Raw genomic sequence first — 20,605 nt, 5'->3', positions numbered from 1 at the left:
CGAACACGACCGTTAAGCCCTCCAGCGCCGATGGTACTTGGACCGCAGGGTCCTGGGAGAGTAGGACGTCGCCAAGCGAAAGTGAAAAGGATGATAATCTCATTGAGATTATCATCCTTTTTTTATGCGTTTTTAGATGACCACCTGTTTCTAAGGTTGACAGAGAGAATGGGGTTTGCCACACTCTAAGTGTGTAATCTTTTTAGGGATGTCCAAGTATACAAGCGAGGTGACGAAGTTATGGAGATCAGACAATTACAACGCAAGGAATTTGAAGCGGCTATTGAATTATCTCAGTATGCTTTTCAGTTTACAATGTCCCTGGAGGATCTGGAGAAAGCTAGGAAGAAGTTCAAACCAGAGCAAACATGGGGAATATTCGACGGACATGACTTGAATGCTAAACTGACTTTGTTACCGCTACAGGTATACATAAACGGTCAGGTTTTTGATATGGGAGGCATTGCTGGTGTGGCAACATGGCCAGAAAAGCGTCGCGGAGGCATGGTTTCACGTTTGTTGACGCATGCGCTTGAAGAGATGAAGTCTGCGGGACAAAGCCTTTCTTTACTGCATCCCTTCTCCTTTGCCTTCTATCGTAAATTTGGATGGGAAACGTATATTGAATACAAAAAGTATGTCATTCCCATTGAAAAATTCCCTGCAAAACTTAAAACAGAGGGTACAGTCAAACGCGATGTCAAAGATATTTTAGAAATGGACCAAGTGTATCAAGCGTATGCATCTCGTTATAATGGCACGCTGGTACGAGATAAGGAATGGTGGCAAGAGCGGATTTTAAATGAGAACTATCGAACTGCGGTATATTACTCAGAAACAGGCGATCCTCAGGGATATGCACTATACAAAATTGAAGATAAACAGTTGAATTGTGATGAGTTGGTTTATGAAAATGAGACGGCCCGTCAGGCTTTATGGACTTATTTTGCAAATCATGACTCCATGATAACCCATGGTAAATTTATTTACGTTCCAGCAAATGACAATCTGCCATTTTTACTTGATGATCCGCGAATTCAACAGGAGACCGTGCCTTATTTTATGGGCCGTATTGTGGATGCAGCTGCTTTTGTAGAAAAATACCCTTTTGAGCAGGTTGGAGAGGAAACACGTTTAACCTTAAATCTGACAGATCGATATGCACCATGGAATGAAGGAGTATGGAGATTAACAATTACTACGGAAGGGCAAGGACATCTGGAGAGAGTGGATACAAGCAATTCATCTGAAAACGCTATGGTAGCTGACTTGAAACTTGGGATTCAGTCATTGACGACTCTGATGCTTGGCTACCAGCAGGCTGATGATCTGTATAAGTGGGGGCGTATTGAAGGGGACAGTGAATCTGTGTCTGCACTTAAACGTGTAATACCAGTAAAACAAACGTTCTTATTGGATTTTTTCTGATAAAGGCCCATTTAGATCTTCTTATGCTTCGTTTTTCAGGGAATATAACTTGTGTGATTATTATAATTTTCAAAACTCTTTCTGTAATTGGGAAGAGTTTTTTTATGGTATTGTATAAAACATAATTAGATTGCGAAAAATGGTATTGACCCCTTGGCAAAAATGAATAATGTGCTATAATATGAATATAGTCAAAGAAAGTCAAAGTCAATCAAGCCTCGTGTGTTTCTGTATAAGTATTATGCTGATGGATTGGCCGTATAAAGTAATTTTGATAGCAAAGAAGCAAACGAGGATCGAAATGATTTGCGTATAGTTAGGAGCTGCCTTTTATGAAAATAAGAGAAGTGTATGACTAATCGCAAATAAAGGCCACACTAGAGACAAAACGGTACAATTCCAATGAGTGTAGAATAGGCAACAGCCTGAATACAGCTTAGATTCGTGACTTTACCGTTTGGTTAAGTTCAATATACGGCGGACTCTGTGGAGCGTGAAATGTACTTGAATACTTGCGTTTCCGTTAGTGGAGGATGATGAAATGCGCAATGTTTCCGATATTATTGAACAATATTTAAAGAGTATATTGCTGGAAAGTCCCCAAGGTTTAGTGGAGATTCAGCGCAATGATCTGGCTGACCGCTTTTCCTGCGTGCCGTCGCAAATTAATTATGTAATTAGCACCCGGTTTACGCTGGAAAAAGGCTATGTGGTGGAAAGTAAACGCGGTGGCGGGGGCTACATTCGTATTCAGCGAATTCAGCTGCCTGCACAGCATGCCATCCACACACATCTTCATCAGAGCATCGGGGAGGAAATAAGCCAATCGGCAGCAGAAGGACTGATTTATCAGTTAGAGGAGGCCCATTTTTTAAGCAAAAGGGAAGCTAATCTAATGAAGGCTGCTTTATCGAGGGATACATTATTACTGAAGCTTCCCTATCGTGATCAACTGCGAGCAAGATTGCTTAAGGCTATGCTGATCTCGTTGCTGGCTACCAAATAGTGTGTGAAAGAGACTAACGTTTGGATGTAGTGTAGGGAGTGGTATAAATCCTGACATTAAAGGAGGTGCTTTTATGCTGTGCCAAGAATGTAATATGCGGCCGGCAACTTTGCATTTCACCAAAATTGTGAATGGCGAAAAGACAGAGTTTCATATTTGTGAGACGTGTGCCAAGGAAAAAGGGGAGATGATCCCTGGAACACCTAACGGCTTTTCGATTCATAGCTTGTTGTCGGGGATGCTGGATTTTGACTCCAGTACAAAGAGCCAGTCTCCAGGCCACAGTGGTCCGCAAAACCTGCAATGTAAGGATTGTGGCATGACCTATGCACAGTTTAGTAAGCTGGGACGTTTCGGATGCCCGTCGTGCTATCAATACTTTGATAGTCGTCTGGACCCTCTGTTCAAGCGTGTGCATGGGAGTACGAATCATGTTGGTAAAGTTCCGGTTCGCACTGGAGGTCGCCTGAAGGTTAAACGGCAAATTGACGATTTGAAAAAAGAGATGCAACAGCATATTGTACAGGAAGAATTTGAATCAGCTGCTGAGCTTAGGGATCAAATCAGAGAGCTTGAAAAAGAAATGACTGAAGAGTAAAGTTTGTGAAGAGTAGGAGGGATGCGTAATGCCCAATATTCGGTTTACGGAGAAGCCGCTAAGTGACTGGATGCGTGGTGATGCTGCGGATTCGGAGATTGTCATTAGCAGCCGGGTGAGAATTGCGCGTAACTTGCAGCATCTGCCTTTTCCCATGCTTGCTACCAATCAGCAGTCGGAAGAAGCACTTCAACGCTTAACGGATATCCTTCAGTATGATGATTTAGGTGGTTTTGGTACTTTTCATACGTTGAAAATATCCGAGTTGGATGAGATCGACAAGCGGGTGCTGGTTGAGAAGCATTTGATTAGTCCTAATTTGGCGAACGAATCTCGTAACGGTGCTGTTTTAATTAGCGATGATGAATCGGTTAGTGTTATGATAAACGAAGAGGATCATCTGCGAATCCAGTGCTTATATCCGGGATGTCAGGTTAGGGAAGCTTGGGAACGCGCTATGATTATTGATGATGCATTTGAAGCGCATGTTGATTATGCATTTGATGATCGGAGAGGTTTTCTGACCAGTTGTCCGACGAATGTCGGCACAGGTATGAGAGCTTCGGTGATGATGCATTTGCCCGCATTAGTCATGACTCATCAAATCAATCGTATATTGTCTGCTGTTTCACAGGTAGGTCTTACGGTTCGCGGCATTTACGGTGAAGGCAGCGAAGCGGTCGGAAATTTGTTTCAGGTGTCTAATCAGATTACACTGGGACAAACCGAAGCGGAGATTATTGAGAATCTACATGGCGTGGTGCTACAAATTATTGAGCACGAGCGTTCTGCCAGAGAAAGGCTAATGAATGAATCTATGCTGCGAATTACAGATCGGGTGATGCGTTCATTCGGTATTTTGTCATATGCAGCAGTATTGGATTCCAAGGAGGCTGCACAGCGGCTGTCCGATGTGCGTCTTGGCGTAGATTTAGGAATTTTGGAGCGTCCTTCCACCGCAGCGATGAATGAGCTGAATGTGATGACACAACCCGGGTTCCTGCAAAAAAGCTTTGGGGATAAAATGAATACCGAAGAGCGCGATATGTACCGGGCGAAGCTGATCCGGCAAAAATTAGGCACAACCCTTTAATATATAGAATGATCTGAAATACACACTGTGGAGGTGCAGGATATATGATGTTTGGAAGATTTACGGAACGTGCACAGAAAGTGCTTGCTTTGGCTCAGGAAGAAGCTGTTCGATTGGGACACAACAACATTGGCACAGAGCACATTTTGCTAGGCCTCATTCGTGAAGGTGAAGGAATAGCAGCGAAAGCCTTAATCGGTTTAGGGCTGGGACTGGAAAAAATCCAGGATGAAGTGGAAACGCTGATTGGACGCGGTCAAGAGCAACCGACGAACATTGCCTATACTCCACGCGCCAAAAAAGTCATCGAACTGTCTATGGATGAAGCCCGCAAACTGGGCCATACCTATGTAGGTACAGAACATATTTTGCTTGGTCTTATTCGTGAAGGCGAAGGCGTAGCAGCACGTGTACTGAATAACCTGGGCATTAGTCTGAACAAAGCGCGTCAGCAAGTGCTTCAATTACTCGGTAGCAGCGAGGCTGTTTCCAGCCATCACGGTGCTCCAGCTAATGTCAGCACGCCAACTCTGGACAGTCTGGCACGCGATCTGACGGCATCTGCGAAGGAAAACAACCTGGACCCTGTTATTGGGCGTAGCAAGGAAATCGAACGCGTGATTCAGGTGCTCAGCCGCCGTACAAAGAACAATCCGGTTCTGATTGGTGAGCCTGGGGTAGGTAAAACGGCGATTGCCGAAGGATTGGCCCAAAAAATCATAGCGAATGAGATTCCCGAAACGTTGCGCGACAAGCGCGTAATGACACTGGATATGGGTTCTGTGGTAGCAGGCACCAAGTATCGTGGTGAATTCGAGGATCGTTTGAAAAAAATTATGGACGAGATTCGTCAAGCGGGTAATATCGTGTTGTTCATTGATGAGCTGCATACGCTGATTGGTGCTGGTGGAGCGGAAGGCGCAATTGATGCGTCCAACATCCTGAAACCTGCTCTGGCACGTGGCGAGCTACAATGCATCGGTGCGACCACGCTAGATGAATACCGCAAATATATTGAGAAAGATGCTGCTTTGGAGCGTCGTTTTCAACCAATTACAGTGGATCAACCTTCTCCAGAAGAGGCGATTCAAATCTTGTATGGTCTGCGTGACCGTTACGAAGCGCATCACCGTGTAAAGATCACAGATGAGGCTATTGAAGCAGCCGTAAAATTGTCAGATCGTTATATCACCGACCGCTTCCTGCCAGATAAGGCTATTGACCTTATTGATGAGGCGGGCTCCAAAGTAAGGCTGAATTCTTACACTGTACCGCCAAACCTGAAACAGCTGGAAAACCGTCTGGAAGATATCCGTAAGGAAAAGGATTCAGCGGTACAAAGTCAGGAGTTTGAAAAAGCGGCAGCGCTGCGTGATACAGAGCAAAAAATCCGTGAAGAGTTAGACGTGACGAAAAACCAATGGAAAGAACAACAGGGTCGTACAGATTCCGAAGTTACCCCAGAGGATATCGCTCAAGTCGTTGCAATCTGGACAGGTGTTCCAGTCAGCAAGCTGAAAGAGGAAGAAACACACCGCTTGTTGAATATGGAAGAGTTGTTGCATGAGCGGGTAATTGGACAGGATGAAGCAGTTAAGGCAGTAAGCCGGGCGATTCGCCGGGCACGTGCCGGACTGAAAGATCCGAAGCGTCCAATTGGTTCCTTTATTTTCCTCGGTCCAACTGGGGTTGGTAAAACAGAGTTGGCACGTGCTTTGGCTGAATCCATGTTTGGAGATGAAAATGCGGTTATCCGTATCGATATGTCCGAATATATGGAGAAACACTCCACGTCCCGTCTGGTAGGAGCGCCTCCAGGGTACGTTGGATATGAAGAAGGCGGTCAACTGACTGAGAAGGTACGTCGTAAGCCATACTCTGTTGTGTTGCTGGATGAAATTGAAAAAGCACACCCAGAAGTATTCAATATTCTTCTGCAAGTGCTGGAAGATGGTCGTCTGACAGATTCCAAAGGTCGTGTCGTTGATTTCCGTAATACACTCATCATCTTAACATCTAATGTTGGTGCACAGGCGATTAAACGTAACTCCACGCTTGGTTTTACAGCTGTAGTGGACGCTGGAGCGGATTACGATAATATGAAGGGCAAAGTGATGGATGAACTGAAGAAAAGCTTCCGTCCTGAGTTCTTGAACCGGATTGATGAAATTATCGTTTTCCATTCTCTCGAAGAAAAACATATTGCCGAAATTGTATCACTCATGTCTGAGGAGCTGCGTAAGCGCCTGAATGAGTATGAGGTGGACTTCGAGTTGACAGACAACGCTAAAAAATTCCTTGCCAAGGAAGGCTTTGATCCAGCGTATGGTGCGCGTCCATTGCGTCGTGCAATCCAGAAGCATATTGAAGATCGCCTGTCCGAGGAACTGTTGACTGGCAACATTACTAAAGGTGACTCACTCTTCATTGATGAGGAGAACGGTGCATTGACTGTAACCAAAAAGGATAATGTATCTGCCAAGTCCTAAAGCAGTTTACTAAATAAGATAGCAGAAAAGGGTGTCTCGCAAGCTGGAAAGCTATTGCGAAGACACCCTTTTTGTGTATAAAACACGGTGAAAAGGTTGGGTAAATGCTTTGGGAAAGTTTGTGATATTGCTTTACGTCCGCCAAGCTTCAATGGTAAACTTTTATTGTTACAGCTCTTTCTGGGCTGTATGAACATAAATTTGACATCATCGTCGTCAATAAGGAGCCAGGGAACAAAGTATGGCTAAAGTGAAAACAAAATTTTCCTGTACGGAATGTGGTTATGAATCGCCCAAATGGTACGGAAAATGTCCTGGATGCCAGGCATGGAATTCCATGGTCGAAGAAACGGAAAGCGTTGTAAAAACTCAAGGAATGGGGTCTTCCCTTCTTACTCATAGCACAAAAGACAAGCCACTCCCTATTATAGAGGTGGAGAGTGGTAAAGAAACACGAATCTTGACGGGAATTGGCGAATTGAATCGAGTACTCGGTGGAGGTGTGGTGCCGGGTTCACTCGTTTTGGTGGGCGGTGATCCGGGAATCGGTAAATCTACGCTCATGCTGCAAACATCTAATGAACTGGCTTTAACTGGTTTAAAGGTGCTGTACGTGTCTGGTGAGGAATCTGTCCGTCAAACGAAACTACGTGCAGATCGGCTCGGTGCCTTGTCCCCCAGCCTATACGTATTATGTGAGACGAATTTGGAGACGATTGAAGAAGCGGTGGACAGCTTGAAGCCGGAGTTTTTGGTCATCGACTCGATACAGACTGTATATTTGCCTGAGGTGACGAGTGCACCAGGTAGTGTGGCTCAGGTGCGGGAGTGTACTTCACGCTTTATGCGAATTGCCAAGGGGCTCGGTATTGCTACGGTATTGGTAGGACATGTGACCAAGGAAGGGGCCATTGCAGGTCCGCGTTTGTTGGAGCATATGGTTGATTGTGTACTTTATTTTGAAGGAGAGCGTCACCATACGTATCGGCTTTTGCGTGCAGTTAAAAATCGTTTCGGTTCTACAAATGAAATTGGTATTTTTGAAATGGCTGAAAGCGGTTTGCGTGAGGTGTCGAATCCTTCTGAACTTTTCCTGTCTGAACGACCACTGGGTGTGGCAGGTTCTACTGTTGTAGCCAGTATGGAAGGAACCCGACCTGTATTGGTTGAACTGCAAGCATTGATTGCAGCTACACATTTTCCCTCTCCACGCCGAATGGGCACAGGAGTCGACCATCATCGAATGGGATTAATCATAGCCGTGCTAGAAAAGCGGATGGGCATGTTTTTGCAAAACCAGGACGCTTATCTCAACGTAGCCGGAGGCGTGAAGTTGGATGAACCGGCGGTGGATTTGGCTATAGCTGTGAGTATTGCTTCCAGCTTTAGGGATGCTCCTACAAAGCCGTATGATGTGATTTTTGGCGAGGTGGGACTGACAGGTGAGGTGCGTGCGGTATCCCGAGCGGAACAGCGAGTACGAGAGGCGGAGAAACTAGGTTTCAAACGGGTGATCATGCCGGAGAAAAGCTTGAAGGGCTGGACACATCCGAAAGGGATACAAATTATAGGAGTAGGAACGGTGGCAGATGCACTGGCAGCCGCATTAGATTAGGGGGCATTGAGAATGAAAGAAGCGAGCCAACTGGATAAAATGAACGATTTGCTGCGGCTTGTGGCACCGGGAACTCCCTTTCGCGACGGGTTGGAAAACGTTTTGCGTGCCAAAACGGGTGCTCTTCTGGTCGTTGGCTATAGCCCAGAAGTTATGGAAGTCGTGGATGGCGGTTTCTCCATCAATTGTGATTTTTCACCGAACTATTTGTATGAATTGGCTAAAATGGACGGCGCAATCATATTGAGCGAGGATTTAAAACGAATTTTATATGCCAATACGCAACTGATTCCGGACTCCTCCATTTCTTCAATTGAGACGGGAATTCGGCACCGGACAGCAGAACGAGTTGCAAAGCAGACTGGCAAATTAGTTGTGTCTATTTCCCAACGGCGTAATATTATTACCTTGTATCAGGGGACATTACGGTATGCGCTCAAGGAAATCGGAGTTATTTTAACGAAAGCTAATCAGGCTATTCAGACGTTAGAAAAATATAGATCCGTGTTGGGGCAAGCCTCTACCAATTTGACAGCATCTGAATTTGAAGAGCTGGTTACCATGCCGGAGGTCGTTAATGTCATCCAGCGGATCGAAATGGTGCTGCGCATCAAAATGGAAATCAAACGATTTATTAACGAGCTCGGAAATGAGGGCCGTCTAATTAGTATGCAGATGGAAGAGCTTGTCAGCAACATTGAGGAAGAAGCTTGGTTGCTGTATAAGGATTATGCCAAAGACGATAGCGACGAGAAGATTCGTGAAATTATATTGGGACTCAAACGTTCTACGGACGATGAATTGTTGGATGTGAATCATATTGTACGTTTACTAGGCTACCCTTCTTCAGCTGCGACATCAGAGGAGTATATTGCTGCACGTGGCTATCGGGTACTGAACAAGATACCGCGTTTGCCGAATGTGATTATTCATAATCTGGTGGAGCGGTTTGGACGTTTTCCACATGTCATCACAGCAACGATAGAAGAACTGGATGAAGTGGATGGTATTGGAGAGGTTCGTGCGCGTACGATTAAAGAAGGTCTTAAACGTTTGCAGGAACAAGTTTTCATTGACAGGCAAATGTAAATGTAATACAGTGAAAGGATTATAATGGAACAATTCATACATTGAGGTGAAGAGATGATTACCAAATCAATTCCGAACATGTGTACCTTAGGTAACTTGTTTCTCGGAATGATCGCCATTTTATTGGCTGTAGACGGAAAATACAGTCTTGCCGCTATTATGGTTATTGTCGCCATGTTGTTGGACGGACTGGATGGTAGGATGGCCCGGGTCCTGAATGCCCAAAGCGAATTCGGTAAAGAACTGGACTCCTTATCAGATATGATATCTTTTGGTGTTGCTCCCGCAGTTATTATGTACATGGTTGCTTTTCATGATGCGAATTCGGCTCTCGCTTGGACGGTTACTGCCATTTTCCCGATGTGCGGAGCGTTGCGTTTGGCTCGATTTAACGTACGTCCTGGTGTACCAGGTTATTTTACGGGTTTGCCAATTCCGGCAGCAGGTGGCGTATTAGCCACTTTGTCCTTATTCCATAACGATATTTCATTGTTATACATGTCGATTGCCATGTTGCTGGTTTCTTATTTGATGGTCAGCTCCATGAGATATCCGAATTTTAAAAAGGTCGGCCTTCCGAAAAAAGCGATCTGGGTTGCTCCATGGGTCGTAATTGCAGCGGTGGTGTTGGCTGTTAAATTCCCTGACCAGCTGTCGAAGCTGATTTTTGTACCGCTGGTGCTGTATGCATTGTATGGTATGAAGCTGAACATTCGTAAGCTGTCACGCAGACGTGGACGTGATCGGGAGCGTTCCAGTCAGGAAGAACAGGACGATCAATATCGTCATTCACAGCGCTAGTATCAAGCAAGAACAAGAATAAGCATTTATTTCCTTGAATCATTTTAGGGAGATAAATGCTTTTTTTTATGCATAAAAAGTGAAAACACAGGGTTAGTTATGTGGAAAATGGATCATACTGGTAAGAGAAATGCTATGTATCCAATAAGCAGCAGACTATATGCAAAGAAAATAAAGGAGGTATAGAGACTCAATGTGGAGAAAGGCTATTTTAACTTTTACAGGATTGTGCGGAGCATGGTTTGGCTATACGTTATACCAGCGGGTAGGAGGCATTGTATCGTGGATGCCACAATGGTTGAGTGATGGGTCTTTACCGGGAATGATTGTTTGGATGATGGCGGGAGCAGTGCTATTTATGGCTGGGTGTTCATTCGCAGGGGCATCCGTGGCAAATCGATTGCAGCAGGGCATTGAAGGCTTGGTACGAATTCCGATGAACGAGATGATGGCAGGTGTGATTGGTTTAGCGGTTGGATTGACGCTTTCCTTAGCAGTTTATCCGCTTTTTTCATGGTTGGGGGCCCCGGGTCAACTTATCCAGACCGCTGTTACCGTGATATGCGGATATGTAGGATTGATGGTTGGACTAGAAAAGCGGGACGAGCTGTCTTCCTTTTGGAGTTCTGGTTTTTTTGGTCGGGGAACGGGTGTAGAAGAACGCAAGCTGGAGGAGCATAAAATATTGGACACCAGCGTCATTATAGATGGACGTATTGCAGATATTTGCAAGACAGGTTTTATTGAAGGAACGATTGTGATTCCTGAATTTGTGCTGGAGGAGCTTCAGCATATTGCAGATTCATCAGATTTACTTAAGCGTAATCGTGGACGCCGGGGTCTGGATATTTTGAATAAAATCCAAAAAGAGCTGGATGTGAATGTGCTCATTTACGAAGGTGATTTTGAGGAAATTTCAGAGGTCGACAGTAAGCTGGTCAAGCTGGCAAAGGTGTTGCAGGGTAAAGTTGTAACTAATGATTTTAACCTGAATAAAGTATGCGAACTGCAAGGTGTATCGGTGCTGAATATTAACGATTTGGCGAATGCAGTGAAGCCTGTCGTATTGCCCGGCGAGGAAATTATGGTGCAGATTATTAAAGACGGCAAGGAGCATGGGCAGGGTGTAGCCTATCTGGATGATGGCACGATGATTGTTGTAGAAGGCGGACGTGACTATATTGGCTCTCTGATGGAGGTACTGGTCACGAGTGTACTTCAGACCTCTGCCGGCCGTATGATCTTTGCTAAACCAAAATTATTGGAAAAAGCTCAATAAACGCGGTATGATGAAGTAGATGTGTTATCATACGGATCGTCCAAGTGCGATCAGGGCAGGAGTTATTTGAATGAACAATCGGGTAGGAGTTGTCATTGTGGCAGCAGGGCGCGGCTCCCGTATGGGGACGCAGGAGAGCAAGCAATTTCTGCTTTTGCGGGACAAGCCCATCTTCATACATACACTTGAAATATTCGCAGCTATGCCCGAAGTGGATGAAATGGTGATGGTGACTGGGACAGGAGATGTGGAACGCTGCCGAGATTGGATTCATCAATACAAAATCGGTAAAAATGTACGGGTGGTGGCTGGTGGCAATGAACGCCAGCATTCGGTTTATCGCGGTCTGCGCCACTTACAAGCGGATTGGGTGATGGTGCATGATGGTGTGCGTCCACTCATTCAACCTGAGCTTGTACGTTCATGCCTTGAGGCAGCCCAGCGTACTGGTGCTTCTGTAGCGGCAGTACCTGTAAAGGATACGGTCAAGCAAGTGAACGGGGATGGTATCATTACAGCAACGCCGGATCGCCGAAGTCTGTGGAGTATTCAAACGCCACAGACTTTTCGTCTTTCCGATCTGCTGCGAGCCTATGAGGAGGCGGAGCAGTCGGGATTCTTGGGAACAGATGATTCTATGCTGATAGAGCGGCTAGGAATTCCGGTTACTGTCGTTCAAGGCAGCTACAAGAACATCAAAATTACTACGCCTGAGGATTTGGATATGGCGGCGTTATGGGTAAAAACAGAGGGAGAGGATATAAATTGATCAGAGTGGGACAAGGATTTGACGTCCACCAGCTGGTGGAAGGAAGGCCATGCATCATCGGAGGTGTGAATATTCCGTATGAAAAAGGTTTGTTGGGCCATTCCGATGCAGACGTGCTGCTGCATGCCATTAGTGATGCTATCCTAGGCGCGCTTGGCTTGGGCGACATCGGGAAGCATTTTCCGGATAATGACCCAGAATTTAAGGATGCCGACAGTCTTAAGCTACTGGAGCATGTGTGGGGGCTAGCTAAAGAGCGAGGATATCGCTTGGGGAATATTGATTCTACGATTATCGCACAAAAGCCCAAAATGGCATCGTATATTCCGCAGATGAATGAAGTCATCGCACGGGCGCTGGAAGCAGAGGAGCTATCCCAGGTGAACGTCAAGGCGACCACGACAGAGCAACTCGGGTTTCCCGGACGGGGTGAAGGAATCGCGGCTCAATCGGTTGTCTGTCTTATCAAGTAAATGCTATCATCTTGAGTAATTCAATTTGGAGGAGATTATATGAGCACGGAAGTTCGTGTACGCTATGCACCAAGCCCTACAGGGCATCTGCACATTGGAAATGCTAGAACGGCATTATTTAATTATTTGTTTGCTCGCAATCAAGGTGGAAAATTTATTATTCGTATTGAAGACACAGATGTGAAGCGCAATATTGAGGGCGGAGAAGAAAGCCAACTTAAATATTTGAAATGGTTGGGTATGGACTGGGATGAGAGCGTAGACGTGGGAGGCGAGTTTGGACCTTATCGTCAGACGGAACGCTTGGACATATATAAAACGTACTGGCAGGATTTGCTGGATCGTGGTTTGGCTTATCGCTGTTACTGCACTGAAGAAGAGCTGGAGCGCGAGCGTGAAGAACAGACGGAACGTGGGGAGACACCACGCTATTCTGGAAAACATCGTGATCTAACAGAAGAACAGTGCCAGGCATTCGAAGCAGAGGGCCGTGTACCAAGTATTCGTTTTCGCGTACCGGAAGATCGTGAATATACGTTTGATGATATCGTTAAAGGTCAAATTACGTTTAATTCCAAGGAAAGCGGCGATTTTGTTATCGTCAAAAAGGATGGTATTCCGACATATAACTTCGCTGTAGCGGTTGACGATTATTTGATGAAAATATCGCATGTACTACGGGGCGAAGACCATGTTTCCAATACACCGCGGCAGTTGATGATCTTTGAAGCTCTCGGCTGGGAACCGCCACGCTTCGGTCATATGACGCTGATTGTAGGCGAGGATCACAAAAAGCTCAGTAAGCGTAACGAATCCATTATTCAGTTCATGGAGCAGTATGACAAGTTGGGCTATTTGCCAGAAGCTATATTCAACTTCATTGCACTACTGGGCTGGTCCCCGGAAGGCGAAGAAGAGATCTATGATCGGGAACAACTGATTTCGATTTTCGATCCTAATCGTTTGTCCAAAAGTCCAGCTGTGTTTGATACCAATAAGCTTGCTTACCTGAACAATCACTATATTAAAAAGGCTGATCCTGAGCGAATTGCCAGCATGGCGATTCCCCATCTCCAGACAGCGGGGTTGTTGCCGACTGAACTGTCTGCGGAACAACTGGATTGGGCTAAGGCCCTTGTTCGTTTATACCAGGAACAGATGACTTCTGCATCCGATATTGTAGCGTTGTCTGAGTTGTTTTTCCGTTCACATCTGGAACTGGATGCTGAAGCAGCAGCTGTATTGGCCGAAGAGCAGGTTCCTGAGGTACTTAGAGCTTTTGCAGGTAAAGTTGAAACGAGTGAGGAATTTACAGCTCCACAAATGGCTAAGCTGATCAAGGAAGTTCAAAAGGAAACGGGTTTTAAGGGAAAACAACTATTCATGCCGATTCGTGTGGCTCTTACAGGCCAAACGCATGGACGAGATCTGAATGAAACCATCTTTTTGCTCGGACGTGACAAGGTACTGGATCGTCTCAAGGCACAAATTAAAGGCTGATATTTCTTGTCAATTTGTTGTCTTTTCGCTATAATGACTCCATTGATACGGATTGATATTTACGTGTAAAGGCTGCGAACAGGAGAAGTACACTGCATATGGGCATCTGCCAGAGAGGACGGTCGAGGGGAAACCCCAGGCTGAGAGCCGTCCAGATCCCTGCGGAGGAAATGCGCCTGGGAGCCGTGCGCCCGAACTTACATTAGCGTCAAATGCTGATGTGACAAGGGCGTGCCGAGTCGTTCCCGTTACAGGACGCCAAAGACGGGCTGTCTGCTTTTTATGCAGCAGATATGTTCGAAGCAGAGTGGGACCACGTTCATGCGTCTCTGCAGCTTAGGCTGCGGAGACGCTTTTTCTTTTTTATCAGACTCAGACTCGTTATAGATTGAAAAATGTCGAAGAGTGCTGGTGGATGCGAAAATTGGCGGAACGTGAAGTGTTGTGATGATGCGGCAAGGATATGAAGGGAATAGGAGGGCGACATGTTCAGACATTTCAAATCCGACATTCAGACTGTTTTGGATAATGATCCGGCCGCCCGGAGTAAGCTGGAGGTCATTTTTACGTATTCCGGCGTTCATGCCCTTTGGGCACATCGAATCGCACATTGGTTTTATTTGCGAAACTGGTGTACTCTAGCCCGTGTTATATCCCAGGTATCAAGGTTTATGACAGGCATTGAAATTCATCCTGGCGCTCGTATCGGAGATCGGCTGTTCATTGATCATGGCATGGGAGTTGTCATCGGTGAAACCTGTGAGATTGGCGACGATGTCATATTGTATCAGGGGGTCACACTCGGCGGGACTGGGAAAGAGAAAGGGAAGCGCCATCCGACCATTGGGAATAATGTTGTTATCGGCTCCGGTGCGAAGATATTAGGTTCTTTCACGATTGGGGCACAATCCAACATTGGCTCTAACTCGGTTGTGCTCAAAGAAGTTCCACCAAACAGTACGGTGGTGGGCATCCCGGGGCGAGTTGTCAGACAGGATGGTAGGCGTCCAGACCGACTTAGTCATCAATTGCCTGATCCGGTTGTGGACTCTATGCGAGAACTTCAACGGGAAATAGAACGTTTGCGTGCAGAAATGTCTGATTTGAAGGATGGGGCATCTGCTCAGAAACATCAGGTGACCCAAGAGAATAAATTAGAAAAATGATTTTCATGAGGGAGGAACATAACAATGCCGCTTCAAATTTATAATACAATGACGAGGAGTCGGGAGCCTTTTGTGCCACTGGAGCCTGGAAAGGTTAAAATGTATGTATGCGGACCTACCGTGTATGATTACATTCATATTGGCAATGCACGACCTGTAATTGTATTTGACGTGGTGCGCAGCTACCTGGAGTACTTGGGCTATGATGTAAACTATGTGGTGAATTTTACGGATGTCGATGATAAATTAATCCGCAAAGCTCGGGAACTTGATATGGAGGTTTCGGCAGTTGCTGAGAAATTTATTGCTGCCTACCATGAGGATCTGGCAGGATTGAATGTTCCTGCTGCCAGTATGAACCCTCGTGTAACAGAGAGCATGGACCTGATTATTGATTTTATTAAGGAATTGGTAGACAAGGACTATGCCTATGAGAATGATGGCGATGTGTTCTATCGAACCAAAAAGTTCAAAGATTACGGACAACTGTCAGGTCAAAATCTGGAAGAGCTTCAGTTCGGTATTCGCATCAATGTGGATGAACGCAAGGAAAATGCTGAGGACTTTGTACTCTGGAAGGCAGCGAAACCGGGCGAAATTTATTGGTCGAGCCCTTGGGGAGATGGACGACCAGGCTGGCATATCGAATGCTCTGCTATGGCTCGCCATTATTTGGGGGATACATTGGATATTCATGGGGGCGGACAGGATCTGCAATTTCCGCATCATGAATGTGAATGCGCACAATCCGAAGTGATCACGGGTAAGCCATTATCTCGCTACTGGATGCATAACGGCTATATTCGCATAGATAATGAAAAAATGTCGAAATCACTCGGTAATGGTATTTTGGTTAAAGATTTGCGCGCTCATCACAAGCCGGAGGCTTTACGTTATTTTATGTTGTCGACGCATTACCGGAATCCGCTGAACTACAACCAAGAGACTATGAGTCAGGCGGAGAACAGTGTCGAGCGGATCGCCAATGCAGTTGCCAATGTGAAGCATCGTTTAGCTAATGCGCTGGAAGGTAATGGGGGAGTATCGGCGGAACTGCAAACGAAGCTCGACGGAATTTTGCAGCAGTTTGGCGAAAAAATGAATGATGATTTCAATACACCTGATGCGATTACTGCTGTATTTGATTGGGTTAGCGAAGCAAACCATTTGTTGCAGCGAGATGTCGTACATCAGGCTGAACTACAAGCTGTATTGCATACCTTTCATTCGATGAATAACGTACTTCGCATTTATTCGGAACCCAGTGAAGAGTTGCTGGATGACGAAATTGAGCAATTAATTGCAGAACGTGTCGAAGCTCGTAAGACCAAAAACTGGGGTAGAGCTGACGAAATTCGCGATCTGTTGGCTGCAAAAGGCATTGTGCTTGAAGATACGGCGCAGGGTATGCGGTGGCGGCGAAAATGAGTGATAAGCCACTGAACTCAGGAGCATCGGCAGGTACGGGGAACTGGTTCCCGTACCCTGCGTCCAAGCCAGCTCGTTTGATGCCTCCCATTGCACTAGCTTATATTGGTGATGCAGTATATGAGGTAGCTGTCCGGCAATATTTGTTGGCACAGCCCAACCTGCGTCCAAATCATCTGCACCGCCGAGCCACAGGGCTAGTCTCCGCCAAGGCGCAGAGTCGCATGTTGGGGCTATTGGAAAAGGTACTGACGGAAGAAGAACGCGATATTGTCCGACAAGGAAGAAATGCTAAATCAGGAAGTTTGCCCAAAAATGCTGATGTGCTTGAGTATCGGCACGCCACTGCACTGGAAGGGTTGATTGGATCTCTTTATTGTGATGGACATTTGGACAGATTAAGAGAGTTGATTACGTACGGAATTGCACAAATGGAAAATACAGAAAAATCATAAATGGGAACGGACTGGATGGAACAAGCATCGGCCGTGTCCCGGGAGGAAGCTAGAGATGGAAGAAGAATGGATTGCCGGTAAGCATTCGGTAACGGAGGCATTGCGTTCAGGCAGAACGATAAATAAAATATGGATTGCGGATAATGCACAAAAACATTTGACGCTGCCGATTACAGCCGAGGCCAAAAAAGCAGGAATTATTGTCTTGCAGGTGGACAAGCGTAAGCTGGATCAAATGGTTCCGGGCATTCAGCATCAGGGAGTGGTCGCGCAAGCTGCGCCTTTTGCCTATGTTGAAGTGGAAGAATTGCTCGCCACTGCTCGTGATAAGGGAGAAGAGCCGTTTTTAATTTTGCTGGATGAGATTGAAGATCCTCATAATTTGGGCTCCATCCTTCGTACAGCGGACTGTACTGGAGCACATGGTGTTATTGTGCCGAAAAGGCGCTCTGCAGCTGTAACTGTAACAGTGTCCAAAACATCGGCAGGTGCTGTGGAGTACGTCCCGGTGGCGCGTGTAAACAATCTGGGACAAACCATTGATCGTCTTAAAGAAGAAGGTGTATGGGTAGTTGGTACGGATGTTACAGCGACAGATCCTGTCTTTGGGAATGGAGTATTCACGGGGCCAGTAGCCATTGTCATTGGTAACGAAAATAAAGGAATGGGCCGTTTGATCCGTGAAAAATGCGATGTACTCGTCAAGCTGCCAATGGCGGGGCAAATTAATTCCCTTAATGCTTCTGTAGCTGCGGGTGTTGTCATGTACGAAGTATTGCGCGGACGACAGGCACGGGGCTAACGATATGGCTGACACGCGGGATGTTCTGCTTGTGGACGGTTACAACATGATTGGAGCCTGGCCCGAACTTTCCGCACTGGTACAATCTGGTATGCAGGAAGCGAGGGACAGACTTCTTGAACGACTGGCGGATCATCAGGCGTATTCCGGCAGAAGAGTCATCGTCGTATTTGATGCTTACAGGGTGCCAGGATTAGGTAAAACTTTTGCTCAGAGCAAAGTCCAGATTTATTTTACCAGAGAAAAAGAAACTGCCGATGAGTGCATCGAGCGATTGGTTCGGGAGCTGAGCAGTAAAAGAAGAAGTATTTACGTAGCGACAAGCGATCAGGTAGAGCAACATGTCGCATTTGGACAAGGTGCACTCAGGGTGTCGGCGCGGGAATTACTGATCGAGATTGAGGAATCCGAAAGGGAAGTGCAGAAGCGAATCCAGCAGGATAGTGCCAAATTGTCCCGTAACTCGCTAGATGCCAAACTGAGTCCGGAGCTTCGAAAGTTGTTTGAACGATGGAGAAGAGAATAAACCAATAATTGGGGACTCCTCCATTTTGAAACCATTGACAATTTTGTTAGTGCTCTTCTTTTTTAGGTTGTTGTGGTTGACGGTATCAGGTTACATCGCGTATACTTGTCGTATATTTGAGAGAGTAACGGGTACCTTGCGTTGCAGCCGGAGGGATTGTTAGTGAGTGTGGACCTCAAGGATATCATGTTGTCAAAGTTTGATTACAAAAATGATGAAGACATTGTCGGAGCAGTCCATGAAGGTGATGGGGAAGCGCTGGAGTTTCTGATTAACAAATACCGGAACTTTGTGCGGGCCAAGGCCAGATCCTACTTCTTGATTGGTGCTGATCGCGAGGATATTATTCAGGAGGGCATGATTGGTCTCTACAAATCCATTCGTGATTTTAAGGGAGACAAGCTTGCTTCGTTCAAGGCTTTCGCCGAGTTGTGCATTACACGACAGATTATTACGGCAATTAAGACGGCTACACGACAAAAGCACATTCCTCTGAACTCTTACGTATCTCTGGACAAACCCATCTATGATGAAGAGTCAGACCGCACGTTGCTCGATGTGATTTGCGGAACACAAGTAAGTGACCCTGAAGAGCTGATAATCAATCAGGAAGAGTTTGTGGGCCTTGAGGACAAGATGTCCGAGATTCTGAGCGAGCTGGAACGCAAGGTACTTATGTTGTATCTGGACGGACGTTCGTATCAGGAGATTGCAGAGGATCTTGACCGCCATGTGAAATCCATTGATAACGCGCTGCAACGGGTCAAGCGTAAACTTGAAAAGTATCTGGAAGTAAGAGATAGTTGAAAGTAGAGGCTGACAGGGAAAAGGCTCGAGTCCGAGTCTTTTTTTATTCGTTATAGGTAGGCTATGCAGGTTTATAAGTGTTACAAATGATTTATACTAAAAAAGATGAATAATAGATATCGCCTTGATTTTTGAAGCAGCTTTTCAGAGAACAGTTTTAAAGGATGCACAGATGTTAAAATGCACCACAGCCGGGACTGCGAATTGTATGCAAACATTCGTTGACATGGAAAACCCCGTGTGATAAAGTGTTTTAGGTAGGCCTAAATTCGCGGTTTTTTTTAGGATCAATTATGAGACTTCCGGTGTTGGATGTCTTCGGGAGGTGCACATCATGCGGGTAATTATTACTTTGGCTTGTACAACATGCAAACAAAGAAATTACACAACGACGAAAAACAAGCGTAATCACCCCGACCGCATGGAGATGAAGAAATTCTGTAAGTCCTGTAACGAACAGACTTCTCATCGGGAAACCAGATAGTTTTTGGAGGTGTAGTCGGCGTGAAACGCAGTTTCAAGTCTCTGTTTTCCTTTTTCTCTGAAAGCTGGGCTGAACTCAAGAAGGTTCGCTGGCCCAATCGTAAAGAACTGACCAACTATACGTTGATTGTCATAGGGACAATTGCGTTCGTCACGATTTATTTTTGGGTTCTCGATATCGGCATTTCCGCTGTGATCGAAGCGATTATCTAGGAAGGGTTCCAGGTGGCTTGATATGGAAAAAAGATGGTACGTCGTTCATACCTATTCAGGGTATGAGAACAAAGTCAAAGCCAATTTGGAAAAACGCGTTGAGTCCATGGGCATGGAAGACAAGATATTCCGTGTTCTTGTTCCTATGGAAGAAGAACTGGTAACCAAGGACGGTAAGAAAAAAACCGTTATGCGTAAAGTCTACCCTGGTTATGTCTTAGTCGAAATGGTCCAAACCGACGACTCTTGGTATGTTGTACGCAATACACCAGGTGTTACGGGATTTGTAGGGTCGACAGGCTCGGGTTCCAAACCGACGCCATTGCTTCCAGAAGAAGTTGAACAGATTCTGAAGCATATGGGCATGGTAGAGCCGAAACCGAAGATTGAATTCGATGTTAAGGAATCCGTGCGAATTAAAGTTGGTCCTTTTGCGAATTTTGTGGGCTCCGTGGAAGAAATTTTGGTTGAGAAGAGCAAGCTTAAGGTTCACGTCAACATGTTTGGACGGGAAACCCCGCTTGAGTTGGATTATACTCAAGTGGAGAAAATATAGATTTTTCTTACAGGTTTCTTGTGGGAGGA

Annotated in this window: 21 protein-coding genes and 1 rRNA gene; all 22 read left to right on the top strand. The window is 45.8% G+C overall.

Annotated features, from left to right (window positions below):
* A 5S ribosomal RNA gene (gene rrf, locus NLX73_RS25260) occupies positions 1-77 on the top strand; the annotation flags it as partial.
* Between the two features lie 163 nt (positions 78-240).
* The gene (locus NLX73_RS24455; RefSeq protein WP_254327570.1) at positions 241-1,428 is read left to right on the top strand and encodes a GNAT family N-acetyltransferase; all 1,188 of its coding nucleotides are present in this window, start codon (positions 241-243) and stop codon (positions 1,426-1,428) included.
* 541 nt (positions 1,429-1,969) lie between these two features.
* Positions 1,970-2,434, top strand: coding sequence for a CtsR family transcriptional regulator (locus tag NLX73_RS24450; RefSeq protein WP_013312188.1), 465 nt, complete (start codon positions 1,970-1,972; stop codon positions 2,432-2,434).
* Between the two features lie 73 nt (positions 2,435-2,507).
* Positions 2,508-3,032, top strand: a complete 525-nt coding sequence (gene mcsA / locus NLX73_RS24445; RefSeq protein WP_023990574.1) for a protein-arginine kinase activator protein McsA — start codon at positions 2,508-2,510, stop codon at positions 3,030-3,032.
* A 28-nt stretch (positions 3,033-3,060) separates the two neighbouring features.
* Complete coding sequence (gene mcsB / locus NLX73_RS24440) at positions 3,061-4,125, top strand: protein-arginine kinase McsB (RefSeq protein ID WP_039274956.1); 1,065 nt, start codon at positions 3,061-3,063, stop codon at positions 4,123-4,125.
* Positions 4,126-4,169: 44 nt separating this feature from the next.
* Positions 4,170-6,614, top strand: a complete 2,445-nt coding sequence (gene clpC, locus NLX73_RS24435) for an ATP-dependent protease ATP-binding subunit ClpC (protein WP_023990572.1) — start codon at positions 4,170-4,172, stop codon at positions 6,612-6,614.
* A gap of 241 nt (positions 6,615-6,855) precedes the next feature.
* Positions 6,856-8,229 (top strand): DNA repair protein RadA, encoded by a 1,374-nt coding sequence (radA, locus tag NLX73_RS24430; protein ID WP_013312184.1) that lies wholly within the window; start codon positions 6,856-6,858, stop codon positions 8,227-8,229.
* Positions 8,230-8,241: 12 nt separating this feature from the next.
* Positions 8,242-9,318 (top strand): DNA integrity scanning diadenylate cyclase DisA, encoded by a 1,077-nt coding sequence (gene disA, locus NLX73_RS24425; protein WP_013312183.1) that lies wholly within the window; start codon positions 8,242-8,244, stop codon positions 9,316-9,318.
* A gap of 54 nt (positions 9,319-9,372) precedes the next feature.
* Positions 9,373-10,119, top strand: coding sequence for a CDP-diacylglycerol--serine O-phosphatidyltransferase (pssA, locus tag NLX73_RS24420; RefSeq protein ID WP_025723803.1), 747 nt, complete (start codon positions 9,373-9,375; stop codon positions 10,117-10,119).
* A 193-nt stretch (positions 10,120-10,312) separates the two neighbouring features.
* On the top strand, positions 10,313-11,398 hold the full coding sequence (locus tag NLX73_RS24415) for a PIN/TRAM domain-containing protein (protein ID WP_039274953.1): 1,086 nt from the start codon (positions 10,313-10,315) through the stop codon (positions 11,396-11,398).
* Between the two features lie 70 nt (positions 11,399-11,468).
* Positions 11,469-12,167, top strand: a complete 699-nt coding sequence (gene ispD / locus NLX73_RS24410; protein WP_039274950.1) for a 2-C-methyl-D-erythritol 4-phosphate cytidylyltransferase — start codon at positions 11,469-11,471, stop codon at positions 12,165-12,167.
* Positions 12,164-12,640 carry a 2-C-methyl-D-erythritol 2,4-cyclodiphosphate synthase gene (gene ispF, locus NLX73_RS24405; protein ID WP_025723806.1) on the top strand — a complete coding sequence of 159 codons (477 nt, stop codon included), beginning with the start codon at positions 12,164-12,166 and terminating at the stop codon, positions 12,638-12,640. The genes ispD and ispF overlap by 4 nt, the downstream gene beginning before the upstream one ends.
* A 39-nt stretch (positions 12,641-12,679) precedes the next feature.
* Entirely contained in the window at positions 12,680-14,140 is a 1,461-nt protein-coding gene (gene gltX, locus NLX73_RS24400; protein WP_254327569.1) for a glutamate--tRNA ligase, read from the top strand.
* A gap of 485 nt (positions 14,141-14,625) precedes the next feature.
* The gene (cysE, locus tag NLX73_RS24395) at positions 14,626-15,306 is read left to right on the top strand and encodes a serine O-acetyltransferase (RefSeq protein WP_069290484.1); all 681 of its coding nucleotides are present in this window, start codon (positions 14,626-14,628) and stop codon (positions 15,304-15,306) included.
* Positions 15,307-15,330: 24 nt separating this feature from the next.
* Entirely contained in the window at positions 15,331-16,734 is a 1,404-nt protein-coding gene (gene cysS, locus NLX73_RS24390) for a cysteine--tRNA ligase (RefSeq protein ID WP_254327568.1), read from the top strand.
* Positions 16,731-17,189: a Mini-ribonuclease 3 gene (locus tag NLX73_RS24385; RefSeq protein ID WP_069290482.1), complete on the top strand. Its 459-nt coding sequence runs from the start codon at positions 16,731-16,733 to the stop codon at positions 17,187-17,189. Before cysS ends, NLX73_RS24385 begins: the two co-directional genes overlap by 4 nt.
* Before the next feature lie 55 nt (positions 17,190-17,244).
* Positions 17,245-17,991 (top strand): 23S rRNA (guanosine(2251)-2'-O)-methyltransferase RlmB, encoded by a 747-nt coding sequence (rlmB, locus tag NLX73_RS24380; protein WP_013312173.1) that lies wholly within the window; start codon positions 17,245-17,247, stop codon positions 17,989-17,991.
* Between the two features lie 4 nt (positions 17,992-17,995).
* Entirely contained in the window at positions 17,996-18,517 is a 522-nt protein-coding gene (locus tag NLX73_RS24375; RefSeq protein ID WP_007432599.1) for an NYN domain-containing protein, read from the top strand.
* A gap of 162 nt (positions 18,518-18,679) precedes the next feature.
* Positions 18,680-19,324 carry an RNA polymerase sporulation sigma factor SigH gene (gene sigH / locus NLX73_RS24370; RefSeq protein ID WP_016324748.1) on the top strand — a complete coding sequence of 215 codons (645 nt, stop codon included), beginning with the start codon at positions 18,680-18,682 and terminating at the stop codon, positions 19,322-19,324.
* Positions 19,325-19,658: 334 nt separating this feature from the next.
* Positions 19,659-19,808: a 50S ribosomal protein L33 gene (rpmG, locus tag NLX73_RS24365; RefSeq protein ID WP_023990562.1), complete on the top strand. Its 150-nt coding sequence runs from the start codon at positions 19,659-19,661 to the stop codon at positions 19,806-19,808.
* Positions 19,809-19,828: 20 nt separating this feature from the next.
* Complete coding sequence (gene secE, locus NLX73_RS24360; protein WP_013312170.1) at positions 19,829-20,020, top strand: preprotein translocase subunit SecE; 192 nt, start codon at positions 19,829-19,831, stop codon at positions 20,018-20,020.
* A 22-nt stretch (positions 20,021-20,042) separates the two neighbouring features.
* Positions 20,043-20,576 carry a transcription termination/antitermination protein NusG gene (gene nusG, locus NLX73_RS24355; RefSeq protein ID WP_007432596.1) on the top strand — a complete coding sequence of 178 codons (534 nt, stop codon included), beginning with the start codon at positions 20,043-20,045 and terminating at the stop codon, positions 20,574-20,576.
* The last annotated feature ends 29 nt before the right edge of the window (positions 20,577-20,605 follow it).

The sequence above is a fragment of the Paenibacillus sp. CH40 genome (assembly GCF_024213605.1).
Lineage (GTDB): Bacteria > Bacillota > Bacilli > Paenibacillales > Paenibacillaceae > Paenibacillus > Paenibacillus polymyxa_B.
Note: the sequence above shows the minus strand (reverse complement) of the source record. Positions and strands in the feature narration are given on the sequence as shown.

Bases quoted from the DNA above. Each gene is read 5' to 3' on its own strand.
- NLX73_RS24455 (WP_254327570.1), top strand. From the start codon at position 241: ATGGAGATCAGACAATTACAACGCAAGGAATTTGAAGCGGCTATTGAA.
- NLX73_RS24450 (WP_013312188.1), top strand. From the start codon at position 1,970: ATGCGCAATGTTTCCGATATTATTGAACAATATTTAAAGAGTATATTG.
- mcsA (WP_023990574.1), top strand. From the start codon at position 2,508: ATGCTGTGCCAAGAATGTAATATGCGGCCGGCAACTTTGCATTTCACC.
- mcsB (WP_039274956.1), top strand. From the start codon at position 3,061: ATGCCCAATATTCGGTTTACGGAGAAGCCGCTAAGTGACTGGATGCGT.
- clpC (WP_023990572.1), top strand. From the start codon at position 4,170: ATGATGTTTGGAAGATTTACGGAACGTGCACAGAAAGTGCTTGCTTTG.
- radA (WP_013312184.1), top strand. From the start codon at position 6,856: ATGGCTAAAGTGAAAACAAAATTTTCCTGTACGGAATGTGGTTATGAA.
- disA (WP_013312183.1), top strand. From the start codon at position 8,242: ATGAAAGAAGCGAGCCAACTGGATAAAATGAACGATTTGCTGCGGCTT.
- pssA (WP_025723803.1), top strand. From the start codon at position 9,373: ATGATTACCAAATCAATTCCGAACATGTGTACCTTAGGTAACTTGTTT.
- NLX73_RS24415 (WP_039274953.1), top strand. From the start codon at position 10,313: ATGTGGAGAAAGGCTATTTTAACTTTTACAGGATTGTGCGGAGCATGG.
- ispD (WP_039274950.1), top strand. From the start codon at position 11,469: ATGAACAATCGGGTAGGAGTTGTCATTGTGGCAGCAGGGCGCGGCTCC.
- gltX (WP_254327569.1), top strand. From the start codon at position 12,680: ATGAGCACGGAAGTTCGTGTACGCTATGCACCAAGCCCTACAGGGCAT.
- cysE (WP_069290484.1), top strand. From the start codon at position 14,626: ATGTTCAGACATTTCAAATCCGACATTCAGACTGTTTTGGATAATGAT.
- cysS (WP_254327568.1), top strand. From the start codon at position 15,331: ATGCCGCTTCAAATTTATAATACAATGACGAGGAGTCGGGAGCCTTTT.
- NLX73_RS24385 (WP_069290482.1), top strand. From the start codon at position 16,731: ATGAGTGATAAGCCACTGAACTCAGGAGCATCGGCAGGTACGGGGAAC.
- rlmB (WP_013312173.1), top strand. From the start codon at position 17,245: ATGGAAGAAGAATGGATTGCCGGTAAGCATTCGGTAACGGAGGCATTG.
- NLX73_RS24375 (WP_007432599.1), top strand. From the start codon at position 17,996: ATGGCTGACACGCGGGATGTTCTGCTTGTGGACGGTTACAACATGATT.
- rpmG (WP_023990562.1), top strand. From the start codon at position 19,659: ATGCGGGTAATTATTACTTTGGCTTGTACAACATGCAAACAAAGAAAT.
- nusG (WP_007432596.1), top strand. From the start codon at position 20,043: ATGGAAAAAAGATGGTACGTCGTTCATACCTATTCAGGGTATGAGAAC.